Source organism: Devosia sp. FJ2-5-3 (assembly GCF_029201545.1).
Lineage (GTDB): Bacteria > Pseudomonadota > Alphaproteobacteria > Rhizobiales > Devosiaceae > Devosia.
Map to the genome: position 1 here is coordinate 1,987,426 of NZ_CP104007.1, position 14,639 is coordinate 2,002,064.

Here is a 14,639-nt window from a genome sequence, read left to right on the forward strand (position 1 = left end):
TGTAACGCGTTCTATGAATATCCAGGGAGAAAAATATGCACGCGCCGTCTATTTGGGGCATTCTTGTCGTCGCCGTGGTGGTCATTCTGCTGTTTGGTCGCGGGAAGATCTCTGGCATGATGGGTGAAGTTGCCTCCGGCATCAAAGCCTTCCAGAAGGGTATGCGGGACGACGACAAGCCGGTCGAACGTGTAGCGACGACCGCCGAGGTCGACGCTCGTGAAGTGGACAAGAGCAAAGACGCCTGAGCGCGTCTTTCTGCTGACCGCGCCCGTCGCGAGGGCTCTCGGAGACTATCCATATGCTCGGCCTAGGCTGGACAGAGATGCTGGTGATCGGCGTCGTTGCGCTGATCTTTATTGGACCGAAAGACCTGCCGATCGTCATGGGGCGTATCGGCAAGGTGATGGGCCAGATCAAGCGCATGGGCAATGAATTCCAGCGCGAAATCAACCGTTCCACCGGCCTCGATGAGGTCCGCAATCTGCGCAATTCGATCACGGAGCCGCTGAAAAAGTCGGCCGACGAAATCCGTCGCGAATTCAACGCGATGACGCCTGCCGGGCCAAAGCCCAGCGGGGTGATCAAGCCCGCCGATCCGAAGGCCGAGAGCGTGGTGGACGAACTGCGCAATGCCGCCGGCATGCCCCCGGCGCCCAAGAAAACCAATGATGAAATCGCGGCCGAGGCCGGCTTTAAGCCGACGCAGCCGATCAAGGCCGCGCAGGTGACCCCGGCACCCAGCGCCACGCCGGCACCCACCGCGCCCGTCGTCGCCAGCGATCTGCCGACGGTCGGGGCCAGCGTTCCCGTGCCGCCGCCGGCTCCGGCGAGTGTGAAGCCGCGTGCGCCGCTCAAGAGTGCCGCGACCGCATCGGACGACAATGCCGTTATTCCGGCGGCCAAGAAGCCGCGGGCATCGCGGGCCAAAGCTGCGAACCCGGCGGAAGTCGTCGCCACTGAAAAGCCGGCCGCAAAGCCTCGCGCTCCCCGCAAGAAGCCGACTGATCCGGCAGAGAAGAATTGACGATGGCTGAGGTAAAGTCCCAGATCACGGACAAGAGCAAGGACGTCGAGGACGAGCTCGCAGGGAGCGAGGCGCCTCTGCTCGAACATCTGATCGAGCTGCGCAAGCGCCTGATCCGCTGCGCCATCGCCATCGTCGTGCTGATGGTCGTGTGCTTCCTGCTGGCCGGCAATATCTTCGATATCCTGCTCAACCCCTATCGGTCGATCTATGCCGATCCGGGCGACATGCAGCTGATCTATACGGCCCCGCAGGAATTCTTCTTCACCCAGCTCAATCTGGCCCTGTTTGGCGCCATTTTCCTCGGCTTCCCCTATCTGGCGACCCAGATCTACGGCTTCATGGCCCCGGGTCTCTATAAGCATGAGCGCCGGGCGCTGGTGCCCTACCTGGTCGCGACCCCCGTTTTCTTCCTGATGGGTGCGCTGATGGTCTATTTCGTCGTACTGCCCATGGCGCTAGGGTTCTTCGCCGGCATGCAGACCGACGAGATCAAGCTTCTCGCCAAGGTGTCCGAATATCTCGGGCTTGCGATGACGCTGATCCTGGCCTTTGGCGTCTGCTTCCAGCTGCCGGTCGTGCTGACGCTTCTGGCCCAGATCGACCTGATCAATGTCGATCAGCTCAAGAAGGGCCGGCGCTATGCGATCGTGGGCATATTGATCGTCGCCGCCTTCATCACCCCGCCCGATCCGATTTCGCAGATCGGTCTTGCGCTGCCGATGTATGGACTTTACGAACTCTCCATTCTTTCGGTCCGGTGGATTCAGAGACGGCGTGAAGCCGCGCTCGCCGCCCAGGAAAAAGAGCTCAACGGCTCATCCTCCGAATAGCTGTGCCGCGCCAAGCGGGCACAGCACATTGTGCCCGTGGCGCTCGCAGGCGTGCCCCGGGTCTTGAACCCTTCGACCTGCGTCCAACCAGAGGCGGGCAGGGGCCCGTGAGCACCGATGTTCGATATCAAGTGGATCAGAGACAATCCTGACGCCTTCGACAAGGCCATGTCGCAGCGCAAGAACGTGTCCGTCCGCTCTTCCGATCTCATCGCCATCGACGAGCGCCGCCGCCAGATCATCGTGCGTCTCAACGAGGCGCAGGAAAAGCGCAACGCCTTTTCCAAGCAGATCGGCCAGGCCAAGGCCCAGAAGGACGAGGCCAAGGCCGCCGAGCTGATGGCGGAAGTCGCCAAGCTCAAGGAGTTCATCCCGAGCGGTGAAGCCGAAGAGCGGGCTGTCGAAAAGGAACTGCGCGACATCCTGTCGGCTTTGCCCAACATGGCGTTCGACGACGTGCCCGAGGGCGACGACGAGAGCGACAATGTCGAATATTTCGGCCAGAACGGTTCTGCCGAGACTGCTGCAAAAGTGCGCCCGGCCAAGCCGAGTTTCGGCTTCGCGCCGAAGGAGCATTTCGACATCGGCGTCGTTGAAAAGAACATGGATTTTGAAACCGCAGCCAAGCTATCGGGCAGCCGGTTCGTGGTGCTCAAGGGGCAGATCGCCCGTCTGGAGCGCGCCCTTGGGCAGTTCATGCTCGATCTGCACACGACCGAACACGGCTATCTCGAAGTGCAGCCGCCGGTCCTCGTGCGCGACGACGCGCTGTTCGGCACCGGACAGTTGCCCAAGTTCGAGGAAGATCTGTTCTTCACGCCGCATGGCGATGGTCGACTTGCGCTGATCCCGACGGCCGAAGTGCCGATGACCAATTTCGTACGAGAATCCATTCTCTCCGAGGAAGAACTGCCGCTGCGCTTTACTGCGCTGACGCCGTGCTTCCGCTCCGAGGCCGGTTCCGCCGGTCGCGATACGCGCGGCATGCTGCGCCAGCATCAGTTCAACAAGGTCGAGCTGGTCGCCATCACGACGGCGGAAGAAGCCGAGAACGAGCATGAGCGCATGCTCGCCGCTGCCGAAGCGGTGTTGCAGAAGCTGGGCCTCCACTATCGGGTGATGAAGCTCTGCACTGGTGACATGGGCTTTGGCGCCCGCCGCACCTATGACATGGAAGTGTGGCTGCCGGGGCAGGACACTTATCGCGAGATTTCGTCCGTGTCGGTCTGCGGGGATTTCCAGGCCCGCCGCATGGAAGCCCGCTATCGCCCGTCCGGCGAGAAACAGGCGCCGCGCTATGTTCACACGCTGAACGGCTCGGGTACGGCTGTCGGCCGGTGCCTCATCGCGGTGCTCGAAAACTATCAGCAGGAAGACGGCTCCGTGCTGGTTCCTGAAGTGCTGCAGCCCTATATGGGCGGCCTCACCGTCATCGGGAGCAAATAGACCATGCGCATCCTCATCACCAATGACGATGGTGTGGATGCGCCCGGCATCGCCATCATGGCGCAGATTGCCCAGTCGCTGTCCGACGATGTCTGGATCGTGGCGCCCGACGGCAATCAATCGGGCGCCAGCCACCGTTTTACGCTCGGTCGGGAACTCTCGCTCGAGGAACGCGGACCGCGCCGCTTTGCTGTGATCGGCGGCTCGCCCGCCGATTGCGTCGTCGTGGGGATGACCCATCTTCTCGGCGACAAGCCGGCCGATCTGGTCCTGTCCGGCGTCAATGCGGGGCAGAATCTCGGCGATATCGTCAATTGCTCCGGCACGGCCGCGGGTGCTCGCGAGGGTGCCCTCCAGGGCGCCATCGGCATCGCCATGAGCCAGGCGATGAATTACGAGGTGAGCCGCACAGTCGACTGGTCCAATGCCAGCCGGTTCGGAGCGGCGACAGTGAAGGCAATCCTGGCGGCCAAGGGCGGGCACGACGTGTTCTACAACGTCAATTTCCCGTTCTGCGCACCTGAAGAGGTGGCGGGCATTGCAGCCGTTGCCCATCAGCGGTTCTCGCGCTCGCCGTTCCGCTATTATCCGAGCGACAATGAAGGAAAATTCTTCGTCGCCATTCCCGAAACGCCGATGCCGCTCGATCCGGAAGCCGATTTCGAAGTGCTGCGCCGGGGTAATCGGATCACGGTGACGCCGTTCGGTCTGCAGCAGAGCCATGACGCGGCGCTCGACCGGCTGGGGACGATCGCGCTCAAGGGACGCTAGGCCTCCCTTTTCTATCATCCTGTCGCATAAGGAAAAATTCCGGAGACGGCCAATCTGTCTCCGGTCGTACTCAAGCGTCGCGCCCGGAGCCGGTGCCGTGGGAAATCGTCTCCGGCGTCGTGCGGTGTCTGGGACGATCTTAACCTTACCCAATTGACAATTGGGCGGCTGGGATTTCACTCAAAACGCATCGGCTTTAAACTCGTCTTTACCTTACCGGCGTAGCTTTCACTCAGTTGTTAAGTACCTGCGTACGAGTGAGCCCATGCGTAAAAGCCTGTCCCTCAGGGTCCCCAAAGGCGCGGTTGTCCTGGCTGGTCTGGTCGTGACTGCCGTCGGACTTTCTGGTTGCTCCAGTCTCGGATCGCGCAGTTTCGGCGATCCAACCGTTACCGGTTCGGTCGCGCAATCCGCCCCGCCCACGCTTAATCAGCCCATGCCATCCTCCCTGGGTGCTCCCCAGGCCATGCAGGTTGCCGAGCAGCAGTTCTTGCCGCCCGCTCCGGTCGGATCAGCGTGGGGCGGAGGTGCTCAACAAATGTCGCCCGTGCAGTCGGGCTTCGCTCAGCCGATGGGGGCCACGTCGCCCGTCGCGCTCGGGGCAAGCGCGCCCACGGTCCAATCCCAGGATCTTCCTGTACTGAGTAATTCCGCTTCCATGGGAACCCCGCAAGCCATGCCCGCAACACAAACCTTCGCCCCCATGCCATCGGCTCCGGCCGCAGTTGCTCTCGGTGCCACTCCGGGCAGCATGCCTATGCCCGCCGCCAATCCAGGCGCAACCACGACCGCCGCACTGCCGGTCAATAGCAGCGTGCCGGTTTCCGCACCGGCGACGTCCAGTGGCGGCGCATACACGCACACCATCGCCGGTGGCGAGTCGCTCTATACGATCGCCCGCCGCTATGACGTGACCACCCAGGCGTTGGTGCAGGCCAATAATCTGAGCTCGCCCGACAAGATCGTGGTCGGCCAGAGCATCATCATTCCGGGCCGTCCGGACCTGATCCGTACGCCGCAAAATTCGGCCCCCACCCAGGTCGCTGCCATCGCTCCGACGCCGGCCTCGGCGCCCGCGCCGCTCACCCAGCCGACGGCGCAGCCCGCCCCCGTGGTGGCAACCGTGCCAACGACGCAGCCGGCTCCGACTGCGGCGCCGACCCAGGCCCAGCCGACGCAGGTCGCCAATGTGCCGCCTGCCGAGCCGGCAATGTCCGGCAATGACAAGTTCCGCTGGCCCGCAAGCGGTCGCGTGATCGTCGATTTTGCGGCATCGCGCGGCACCGGTATCAATATCGACGTGCCGGAAGGCTCGACCGTCAAGGCTGCCGAAAACGGCACGGTGATCTATGTCGGCTCGGGCGTCGAGGGCTATGGCAACCTGATCCTTATCCGTCACCCGAACGGCTTCGTATCCGCCTATGCCCACCTCAAGAGCATGAGCGTGGCCAAGGGCGCAGTGGTCAGTCGCGGCGACAATATCGGCGCCGTGGGCATGACCGGCTCGGTGTCCAAGCCGCAGCTGCATTTCGAGCTGCGCAAAGGTGCGACCCCGGTCGATCCGGTGCCGCTGCTGGCAAGCTGATCGGCTGACAGGCCTTTACAATTGAGCCCTCTCCCGGATCCGGGGGAGGGCTTTTTGTTTTTTGGGGGCAGGGCGTTTGAAGGGTGACCCTGCCATCGCGAAATGGAGGTCCCCGCTTTCGCGGGGATGACAGTGTGGGTGAACCGCCCGGGCGGTCAGGCAGTCTTGCCTTCCTCACCCGCGAGGGTGCGCACGAGCTGGATGGCGACGCGGCCGGAGCGGGCGCCGCGCGTGGCGGCCCATTCGATGGCCCGGGCGCGCAGGGTCTCGGCGTCGACGGCAAGGCCATAATATTGGGCATAGCCGGAGACCATGGCGAGGTAATTGTCCTGGTCTGAATTGTGGAAGCCGAGCCAGAGGCCGAAGCGGTCGGAGAGCGAGACCTTTTCCTCGACCGCTTCGCTGGGATTGATGGCCGTCGAGCGCTCATTCTCGATCATGTCGCGCGGCATCAGGTGGCGACGGTTGGAGGTGGCATAGAAGAGCACGTTGTCGGGCCGGCCTTCGAGCCCGCCATCGAGGATCGTTTTCAGCGATTTGTAGCTGGTTTCGCCGCTGTCGAAGCTGAGGTCGTCGCAAAAGACGATGAAGCGCGCCGGCTGGCCGGAAATGGCGCGCATGAGCTGGGGCAGGGTCTCGAGATCCTCGCGGGCGATTTCGATGAGGATGAGGCGCTCAAAGCCGGTCCGCGATTCGATATCGGCGTGGATGGCCTTGACGAGGGACGACTTGCCCATGCCGCGGGCGCCCCAGAGCAGGGCATTGTTGGCGCCGTGGCCGCGGGCGAATTGCTCGGTATTGCGCAGGAGAATGTCGCGGACCTGGTCGATGCCCCGCAGCATCGCAAGGGGCACCCGGCTGACGCGCGGGACCGGAAGGAGCGTGCCGGCTTCGCCCTGCCAGTGGTAAGCATCGGCTTCGTCCAGCTGGAAGGAAGCCGGCGGCTGGTTCCGCAGATCGAGTGCGCGTGCAATCTCCTCGAGTGCACCAGCAATTCGGTCCAGATAGTCTTCGGTCTTCACGGCAACTTCCCTCGTTTCGGCGCGGTCATTCACTTGCCCCTGATTGGCTTTGCAATCACGAGGGCCCAAATGTATAGTCCGCGCGATTTCTGGCTGGGGCGCAAGTGCACAAGACCCCGATGGCGTCCAGTTTATGGCTCACAGCTGTCGCCGCTCCATTCCTCCAAATGCCAAGAAGAAACAATAAGGAGTTTGCTTAATGTTCGTAACGCCCGCCTTCGCGCAGGACGCAGGTGCCGCTGCCGGCCCCGGAGGGTTTGCCGATATCCTCATCCAGCTGATGCCGATCGCATTGCTGGTGGTGATCTTCTGGCTGCTGATCTTCCGCCCGCAGCAGAAGCGTCTCAAGGCCCAGCAGGCCATGCTGTCGGCCATTCGCCGGGGCGATACGGTCGTTACCACAGGTGGCCTCATCGGCAAGGTGACGAAGGCCGTTGATGGCGAAGATCTCGAAGTGGAGATCTCGCAGGGCGTCAAGGTCAAGGTCGTGCGCGGCATGGTTGCCGATGTGCGGTCCAAGGCCGAGCCGGTCAACGACAACAAGCCTGCCTAAACACAGTTTTCAGCCGGGGCCCAGCAGCCCCGGCTTTCGCCTTTTCCAGGACCTAAAATGCAGCATTCGCCGTTCCGCGCAGCCCTGATTCTGCTCGTTGCGATCGCGGGGATTCTCTTCGCCGTTCCCAACTTCCTCCCCAAATCGACGCTCGATGCGTTGCCGGGGTGGTTCCCCAAGCAGGGCATGGTCCTGGGTCTCGACTTGCAGGGCGGCTCGCATCTGCTGCTCGAAGTGGACCGTGAGGGTATTGTCCGCCAACGCTTGAGCGACGTGCGACGCGATGCGCGCAACGTGCTCGCCAACCAGAACGGCATCGGCAATATCATCACCACCGATGAGGCGCGCAACGCGCTCTACATCGAGCTGACCGATCCCACCCAGAAGCCGCAGGCCGAAACAGCCATTCGCGGCCTCCAGAACTCGCTGAGCAACACGCTCTTCGGTGGCGTGGGGACCGATGAATTCTCCTTTGGCGAGACGCTGGACGGTCGGTTGACCATCACGCTGACGCCCGAAGGCATCACCCAGCGCATGAGTTCGCTGGTGGCCCAGTCGATGGAAGTCATCCGCAGCCGTATCGACGAGCTGGGCACGACCGAGCCATCCATCCAGCGCCAGGGCGACACGCGCGTTCTCGTGCAGGTCCCGGGCTTCGGCGATTCCACGCGCCTGAAAAACATCATTTCGCAGACCGCTCGCCTGACCTTCCACATGGTCTATCCGGGCATGACCGCGGCACAGGCCGAGGCGCAGGGCCTTCCGGCCGGCACGATGATCCTGCCCAGCCAGACCGGCGGCAGCGAACTGATCTATGAAGACGTAGCGCTGGGCGGCGAATCGCTCGTCGATGCCCAGCCGGCCTATGACCAGCAGCAGGGTATCCCTGTCGTCAGCTTCAAGTTCGACACGCGCGGCGCCATCACGTTCGGTGAAATCACGTCGCGCAATGTCGGCCAGCGCTTTGCCATCGTGCTCGACAACCAGGTGATCACCGCGCCGGTTATCAACCAGCCGATCACCGGCGGTTCGGGCCAGATCAGCGGCAGCTTCACGACCGCCAGCGCCAACGACCTCGCAGTTCTGCTGCGCGCCGGCGCCCTGCCGGCGAGCCTCAACGTCGTCGAAGAACGCACTGTCGACGCCAGCCTGGGCGCCGATTCGATCCAGGCCGGCCTCACCGCCGGCGTGATCGCCGCCGTGCTGGTGCTCGCCTTCATGGTGATTGCCTATGGCATCTGGGGTGTTTTTGCGAACGTTTCGCTGATCCTCAACATCATCCTTATCTTCGCGGCGCTCTCGACCCTTGGGGCGACGCTGACGTTGCCCGGTATTGCCGGTATCGTCTTGACCATCGGCATGGCCGTGGACGCCAACGTGCTGATCTATGAACGCATGCGCGAAGAGCAGGCGGCGGGCAAATCGCCGGTTCAGGCGATCCAGGCGGGCTTCGAGCGTGCCTGGGGCACGATTATCGACTCGCACCTGACCCAGCTCGTTGCGGCCGTGGTGCTTTACTTCATGGGCTCCGGCCCGGTGCAGGGCTTTGCGGTGACGCTGGGCCTGGGCATTCTGACGTCCCTGTTCACCTCCTACACCGTGACCTCGTTCCAGGTGGGCCAGTGGTTCCGGATCGTCCGGCCGAAGGTGCTGAAGATCCAGCACTTCCGTTTCATTCCGGACGGCACCAAGATTCCGTTCATGAAGATCTCGCGGACGGTGATCGCGCTCTCGATCGTGATGACGATCGTGTCCATCGGCGCCGCCTATTTCAAGGGCTTCAATTTCGGCATCGACTTCGTCGGCGGCACCGCAATCGAGGTTCAGCATGTGGGCGGGCCGGCTGATGTCGGACACGTCCGTTCGCTGCTGAGCGATCTCGACGTCGGCGAAATCCAGATCCAGGGTTTTGGCACGCCTGAAGACGTGCTGGTGCGCGTGCAGGCCCAGGAGGGTGGACGCGAGGCCGACCAACGCGCCGTGACGCTGGTGACGGACGCGCTTGCGGCGGACAATTATGAGGTGCGCCGAACCGAAGCTGTGAGTGGCACGGTTTCAGGAGAACTGGCCTGGACAGGCACCATCGCCGTGATCATCTCGCTGGCGGCCATCCTGATCTATATCTGGGTGCGTTTCGAATGGCAGTTCGCCATGGCGGCTGTGACCACGACGAGCCACGATCTGATCATGACGATCGGGTTGTTCGCGATCGCTGGGCTAGAGTTCAACCTCTCATCCATTGCGGCGGTTCTGACGCTGGTAGGTATTTCGCTCAACGAGACGGTGGTCATATCCGACCGTATCCGTGAAAACCTCGTCAAGTATCGAAAGATGCCGCTTCCCGAGCTGATCGACCTGTCGATCAACCAGACCATCGTGCGCACGTCGCTGACCCAGTTCACGCTTCTGCTCGCGCTCGTGCCGCTGGTGCTGTTTGGTGGCGAGTCGCTGCGCAGCTTCACGATCGCCATGACCTTCGGTTCGCTGGTGGGCATGTACTCCTCGATCATCATCAACGGGCCGATCCTGATCAATTTCGGCCTCAAGCAGAAGACCGACGCCGAGCTGGCAGCGGCCAAGAAGGAAAAGTCGGCGGATGGCGCATCCGTCTGACCCTGGCCTTGCTGGTGCGGCGCATTATCCGCACCAGGTCGGCATCGATGCCTATGGCAATGGCGGGTTTCGCTTTGCCGATCTGTCTCATCGCGGTTCCTTGCTCTGCCTGCCTTCGGGCATGCAGGGCTGGGCCGTGACCGGCGCAGCCGAAGTGACGCTCGAGAGCCTCGCCCCGGTGCTGGAGATCGCGGACAGTATCGACGTGCTGCTGATTGGCCTCGGTTCCGATATCGCGGCCATCGATCCGGCCATTCGGCAGGCGTTTCGCGAGCGTCAGGTGATCATCGAGACCGTCAACACGGGCAGCGCGGTGCGCACCTATAATGTGCTGCTGGCCGAACAGCGCGCCGTGGCGGCGGCGTTCATCGCTGTCGAGAACGCCCGCTGATGACGGACGGCAGTTTTGTGCAGGCGGCGAATACGCTTCGGGAGCTTGATCGCGACCGCTATCTGTCTACCTTGGTGCTGCCTGCGGGTGGACGCGATGGGGTGACGGCGATCCTGGCATTCAGCGCCGAAGTCGCCGCCATTCGCCAGCGCATAAGCGGCCCTGCAGCAGGCGAAATTCGGCTGCAGTGGTGGAATGATGCGCTCAGCGGCCCAGGGCACGGCGATATCAGGCAGAACCCGGTCGCGGACGCGTTGCTCGTGACGCTCGCACGATACGGGCTTCCGGCTGGAACCCTGCTGCGCCTGATCGGTGCGCGCCGGTTCGACCTCTACGACGATCCGATGCCGGATTTGCAGAGCTTTGAGGGCTATGCCGGGGAGACGGCATCGACGCTGCTGCAATTGGCGGCGATGATCCTCAACGACGGTGCGCCGGTGGAGCCGGGCGATGCCGCAGGGCATCTGGGCGTGGCGCAGGCCATGGTCGGCCATTTGCGAGCCTTTGGCCATCTGGCATCGCAGGGCCGCATCATGCTGCCTTGGTCGATCTTTGCGGCGAATGGCGTCCAGGAGGGGGAAATCTTCTCAGGGACGGACAGCGAAGGGCTGCAGGCCGCGCTGGGGCAGATCGCCGAGCTGGCGCAGGAGCATCTCGACAAGGCGCGCATCGCCATCGGAGGCCTTCCCAAGAGCCTGCGGCCGGCCTTTGCCATCTATCCCGTGGTGGAGGCGCAATTGCGCCGCTGGGAGCAGAGCAGCGCCGGGCCTTTTGCCATTCCCGCCGAAGAGCCGGACTGGCGCAAGATCGGCCGGATCAGCTGGTGGGCTTTGCGCGGGCGTTGAGACGGGATTTCGGAGCGTTTCACCGTTTCGTGGAAACGATGAAATTGCTCAAAGCCCTTTTATTGTCGCCTTTCCCAACCGCGAAGCCGTTTCCAATTTTGCCGGAAGCGCTCTAGTGCTCTGAAAGGGCCACGAAGTCGCCGGTCAGGCGACCGGCCAGCTTTCCTTCGAGCATGAGGTCTGCCGACACTGCGAGCCGGGCCCGGCCGCGGCGGCGGAGCATTTCGAGGAAGGGGCCGATGTCTTGTCCATCGAGGCTCGCTACCGCAGTGAAATCGCCGCCGACGGGCAGGAGATAATCGGTCGTGGAACGCTGGATGACGACGCGATTGGCGATGGCCTCCGCCTCGAGCCGCAGGTGCAGCACCGACCAGGCGGCCAGCAGGGCAAGGGTCGCGCCGCTGCCGCCAAAGGCGGTGCCGTGGACATTAATGTTCGGTTCGAGCGGAGCGGCGAGCTCCACGCGATCTGCTCCGGCGCTGATGGCCCGCACGCCCATGGCCCGGGTGATCGGGATATGGGCATGCAGATAGGCCTCCAGCGCCGAGGCGGTCATTGCCAGGCCTTCAGATCTTCGAGGGCGCGGCTGGTGATGGCCTTGCGCTTGGCCATGGTCTTTTCGGTGCCCCGCCAGCGGGTGACGCCTTCGGGCTTGGAAATCTCGACCTCGGGGAAGAGGCCGAAATTGACGTTCATCGGCTGGAACGAGCGGGCGCCACTATAGCTTTCGGCCTCGATATGCCCGCCGGTGACGTGGCCGATTAGGGCGCCGAGAGCCGTGGTGAGCGGCGGTACGGCCAGGCTTTCGCCACGGGCCTCGGCCGCGGTCATGCGGCCGGTAATCAGCCCGACGGCGGCACTTTCTACATAGCCCTCGACGCCGGTGACCTGGCCGGCAAAGCGGATGCGTGGATCGGCTTTGAGACGCATATCGGGCCCGAGGACCTTGGGCGAGTTGATGAACGTATTGCGATGCAGGCCGCCGAGGCGGGCGAACTGCGCGTTTTCGAGGCCCGGGATCATGCGGAAGATTTCAGCCTGGATGCCGTAGCGCATCTTGGTCTGGAAGCCGACCATGTTCCAGAGCGTGCCCAGGGCATTGTCCTGGCGGAGCTGGACGATGGCGTAGGGTTTTACCGTCGGATTGCGCGGGTTGGTCAGGCCGACCGGCTTCATAGGACCGTGGCGCAGGGTTTCGACGCCGCGCTCGGCCATGACTTCGATGGGCAGGCAGCCATCGAAATAGGGGACCTTTTCCCAATCCTTGAATTCGTGCAGCGGGGCGGTCTTCAGCGCCTCGACGAAGGCAAAATACTGGTCGCGGTCCATCGGCAGATTGAGATAGTCCGCGCCATTGCCGCCGGGGCCGACCTTGTCATAGCGCGACTGCTTCCAGGCGATGTCGTGGTTGATGCTGTCATAGTGGACGATGGGGGCGATGGCATCGAAGAAGGCGAGGGAATCCTCGCCGGTCTTGGCAAGGATCGCTTCCGCCAGGGCAGGAGAGGTCAGGGGGCCAGAGGCGATGATGACGTGACGCCAGTCCTCGGGCGGCCAACCGGCGATTTCCTCGCGCCGGATGGTGACGTTGGGGTGATCCTCGAGCGCCTTGGTGACGAGCGCTGAAAAGCCATGCCGATCCACGGCGAGGGCCCCGCCGGCGGGCAGTTTGCTCGCATCGGCTGCCTTCATGATCAGCGAATTGCAGCGGCGCATCTCCTCGTGGAGAAGGCCGACCGCGTTGTGCTCGTGATCGTCTGAGCGGAAGCTGTTCGAGCAGACCAGCTCGGCAAAGCTGTCCGTGCTGTGGGCGTCGGTCCCTTTGACGCCGCGCATCTCGTGGAGGATGACCTGGGCGCCGGATTCAGCTGCCTGCCAAGCGGCTTCTGAGCCTGCGAGGCCGCCGCCGATGATATGAATTGGTTCTTGTGACATGGCGAGCCAAATACCAAGCCCGCCATGCCCCGGCAATGGGCGAGTTCAAGCGGCGCGTCGTTCGTGACGGCCTTCGTTGATTTCTTCGGCGATCTTGTCGCAGAAGGCGTCGAGATCGCCCGGGTTGCGGGAAGTAACGAGGCCCTGGTCGGTGACGACGGCGCTGTCTTCCCAGACCCCGCCGGCATTGATCACATCGGTCTTGACGGAGGGGTAGGAGGTGACCTTGCGGCCCTTGATGATGCCGGTTTCGACCAGCAACCATGGTGCGTGGCAGATTGCGGCGACGACCTTCTTGTCGTCCCAGAAGGATTTTATGAAATCGAGCGCTGACTGCTCGACTCGCAGGAGATCGGGATTAATCTGGCCGCCGGGGAGGACGATGGCGTCGTAGTCGTCGGCTTTGACGTCGGAGAGGGTCTTGTCGACGGGAACGCTCTCGCCCCAGTCATCCTTGTCCCAGCCCTTGATCGCGCCGGACTTAAGGGAGACGATGTCGACCCTGGCGCCGGCCCCACGCAATTTCTCGAGCGGGACCTGGAGTTCGGACTGCTCGAAGCCATGGGTGGCGAGGATCGCGATCGATTTGCCTGTGAGGTCTTTCATCGGAAAACTCCATCTGTTGGGGGGTGTTCAGCCAACGGGGCGTGGAGTCGATGGTTCCGCGATTGTCGATCACGGAGTAGGCAAAAGAAAACACCCGCGTCTCAGTGAGAAGCGGGCGTTCGGATTGTAATATTCGTCAGTATAGTTTTAGAGCGTATTGGCATGGTCACGGGCGATACGATTGATATCGGTACGCACGATGCCCAAATCGCTGAGCTGACGATTGTCGAGAGCGGCCAGTTCACGCACGGTCTGCTGATAGGCGGCCCATTTCTTGAAAGTCTTGCGGATGTCCATTTGAAGTCCCTTTCGTTTACGAGAATGTATATAGGACGGGGCTCGGACGGTGAGCAGATGGAAATTGATCAGAGAAGCTATGCGTTTTCTGCAAGTCGTTAATCCTGCCCGTTCAGCTTTCGTTAAGCCTCCGGGCAAAGCTGTGGCCGCCGGACGGCAATCCGGCGGCCACAGGGAATTTCGGGGCGGCTTTGAGGCCTAACGGTCGAAGAGCGACCGTGTCATCTTAGAGAAGTCAGGCCCGCTAACCCCCAGCATGTCGGCATCTCGCGTGGTGGGGACGTCCATTTCCCGCAATTGCTGCTTGATGTCGACCAGGCGCTTCAGGCGCCAAACGGCACGCACGAACATGGTCATATTCCCTCAGGGCTGGTTGCAGCACATCGAAGATGGGCCGATTTGCGAGGTGTCGCCAGAGCAGAGAAAGCAGGCGCCGCATGCATGAGGCGCATGGCGGTTTTTCACGGTGTTTGAAAGATGCCGAAAATGAGGGCAGTGGTCAATCTGCGGGCATTGCCGTGAGTGCAGTCGCACGAGGCCCCGATTTGTTAGCAGAGTGCTAGCATTTAGAGAGGTGCAGTGTGAATGGCGCGGACATGCGGCACGGCGCCTCACCGGGGGCGCTACGTGGCATAGGGGGAAGGAGGTCTAGGGAGAGGTCGTGGCTCACAGACCCCCACCCTCAATCCCTCCCCACGGAGGGGGAGGGAGGCGC

16 protein-coding genes are annotated in these 14,639 nt (G+C 62.7%); 10 read left to right on the plus strand and 6 right to left on the minus strand.

From position 1 onward, the window contains the following. The first annotated feature begins 35 nt into the window (after positions 1-35). The 6 genes from N0P34_RS09675 to N0P34_RS09700 all read left to right on the plus strand — a co-directional run bounded on the left by N0P34_RS09675 (position 36) and on the right by N0P34_RS09700 (position 5,662). Positions 36-248 carry a twin-arginine translocase TatA/TatE family subunit gene (locus N0P34_RS09675; protein ID WP_275606812.1) on the plus strand — a complete coding sequence of 71 codons (213 nt, stop codon included), beginning with the start codon at positions 36-38 and terminating at the stop codon, positions 246-248. A gap of 53 nt (positions 249-301) precedes the next feature. Beyond that, complete coding sequence (gene tatB, locus N0P34_RS09680; RefSeq protein WP_275606813.1) at positions 302-1,027, plus strand: Sec-independent protein translocase protein TatB; 726 nt, start codon at positions 302-304, stop codon at positions 1,025-1,027. A gap of 2 nt (positions 1,028-1,029) precedes the next feature. Then, positions 1,030-1,860 carry a twin-arginine translocase subunit TatC gene (gene tatC / locus N0P34_RS09685; RefSeq protein ID WP_275606814.1) on the plus strand — a complete coding sequence of 277 codons (831 nt, stop codon included), beginning with the start codon at positions 1,030-1,032 and terminating at the stop codon, positions 1,858-1,860. Between the two features lie 117 nt (positions 1,861-1,977). Further along, positions 1,978-3,306 (plus strand): serine--tRNA ligase, encoded by a 1,329-nt coding sequence (gene serS, locus N0P34_RS09690; protein ID WP_275606815.1) that lies wholly within the window; start codon positions 1,978-1,980, stop codon positions 3,304-3,306. A gap of 3 nt (positions 3,307-3,309) precedes the next feature. After that, positions 3,310-4,077 (plus strand): 5'/3'-nucleotidase SurE, encoded by a 768-nt coding sequence (gene surE, locus N0P34_RS09695; RefSeq protein WP_275606816.1) that lies wholly within the window; start codon positions 3,310-3,312, stop codon positions 4,075-4,077. Between the two features lie 676 nt (positions 4,078-4,753). Further along, positions 4,754-5,662 (plus strand): M23 family metallopeptidase, encoded by a 909-nt coding sequence (locus tag N0P34_RS09700; protein ID WP_275606817.1) that lies wholly within the window; start codon positions 4,754-4,756, stop codon positions 5,660-5,662. Between the two features lie 155 nt (positions 5,663-5,817). Here N0P34_RS09700 and N0P34_RS09705 read toward each other — a convergent pair whose 3' ends face one another. Continuing rightward, positions 5,818-6,636 carry an ATP-binding protein gene (locus tag N0P34_RS09705; protein WP_275606952.1) on the minus strand — a complete coding sequence of 273 codons (819 nt, stop codon included), beginning with the start codon at positions 6,634-6,636 and terminating at the stop codon, positions 5,818-5,820. A gap of 247 nt (positions 6,637-6,883) precedes the next feature. On the opposite strand from N0P34_RS09705, the gene yajC reads away from it, so the two are divergent. The 4 genes from yajC to N0P34_RS09725 are packed head-to-tail and all read left to right on the plus strand — an operon-like array spanning position 6,884 to position 11,086. Beyond that, positions 6,884-7,237 (plus strand): preprotein translocase subunit YajC, encoded by a 354-nt coding sequence (gene yajC, locus N0P34_RS09710; protein WP_275606818.1) that lies wholly within the window; start codon positions 6,884-6,886, stop codon positions 7,235-7,237. Positions 7,238-7,294: 57 nt separating this feature from the next. Beyond that, the gene (secD, locus tag N0P34_RS09715; protein ID WP_275606819.1) at positions 7,295-9,850 is read left to right on the plus strand and encodes a protein translocase subunit SecD; all 2,556 of its coding nucleotides are present in this window, start codon (positions 7,295-7,297) and stop codon (positions 9,848-9,850) included. Continuing rightward, the gene (locus N0P34_RS09720; protein ID WP_275606820.1) at positions 9,834-10,241 is read left to right on the plus strand and encodes an MTH938/NDUFAF3 family protein; all 408 of its coding nucleotides are present in this window, start codon (positions 9,834-9,836) and stop codon (positions 10,239-10,241) included. The genes secD and N0P34_RS09720 overlap by 17 nt, the downstream gene beginning before the upstream one ends. Further along, the gene (locus tag N0P34_RS09725; RefSeq protein ID WP_275606821.1) at positions 10,241-11,086 is read left to right on the plus strand and encodes a phytoene/squalene synthase family protein; all 846 of its coding nucleotides are present in this window, start codon (positions 10,241-10,243) and stop codon (positions 11,084-11,086) included. The genes N0P34_RS09720 and N0P34_RS09725 overlap by 1 nt, the downstream gene beginning before the upstream one ends. 112 nt (positions 11,087-11,198) lie before the next feature. Here N0P34_RS09725 and N0P34_RS09730 read toward each other — a convergent pair whose 3' ends face one another. From N0P34_RS09730 to N0P34_RS09750, 5 genes are all read right to left on the minus strand, one after another. Beyond that, on the minus strand, positions 11,199-11,642 hold the full coding sequence (locus N0P34_RS09730) for a YiiD C-terminal domain-containing protein (protein WP_275606822.1): 444 nt from the start codon (positions 11,640-11,642) through the stop codon (positions 11,199-11,201). Then, positions 11,639-13,021, minus strand: a complete 1,383-nt coding sequence (trmFO, locus tag N0P34_RS09735; protein ID WP_275606823.1) for a methylenetetrahydrofolate--tRNA-(uracil(54)-C(5))-methyltransferase (FADH(2)-oxidizing) TrmFO — start codon at positions 13,019-13,021, stop codon at positions 11,639-11,641. Before trmFO ends, N0P34_RS09730 begins: the two co-directional genes overlap by 4 nt. Positions 13,022-13,066: 45 nt before the next feature. Next, entirely contained in the window at positions 13,067-13,627 is a 561-nt protein-coding gene (locus N0P34_RS09740) for a type 1 glutamine amidotransferase domain-containing protein (protein WP_275606824.1), read from the minus strand. A gap of 147 nt (positions 13,628-13,774) precedes the next feature. After that, positions 13,775-13,924 carry a DUF1127 domain-containing protein gene (locus N0P34_RS09745; protein WP_275606825.1) on the minus strand — a complete coding sequence of 50 codons (150 nt, stop codon included), beginning with the start codon at positions 13,922-13,924 and terminating at the stop codon, positions 13,775-13,777. Between the two features lie 198 nt (positions 13,925-14,122). Then, complete coding sequence (locus N0P34_RS09750) at positions 14,123-14,275, minus strand: hypothetical protein (protein ID WP_275606826.1); 153 nt, start codon at positions 14,273-14,275, stop codon at positions 14,123-14,125. Between the last annotated feature and the right edge of the window lie 364 nt (positions 14,276-14,639).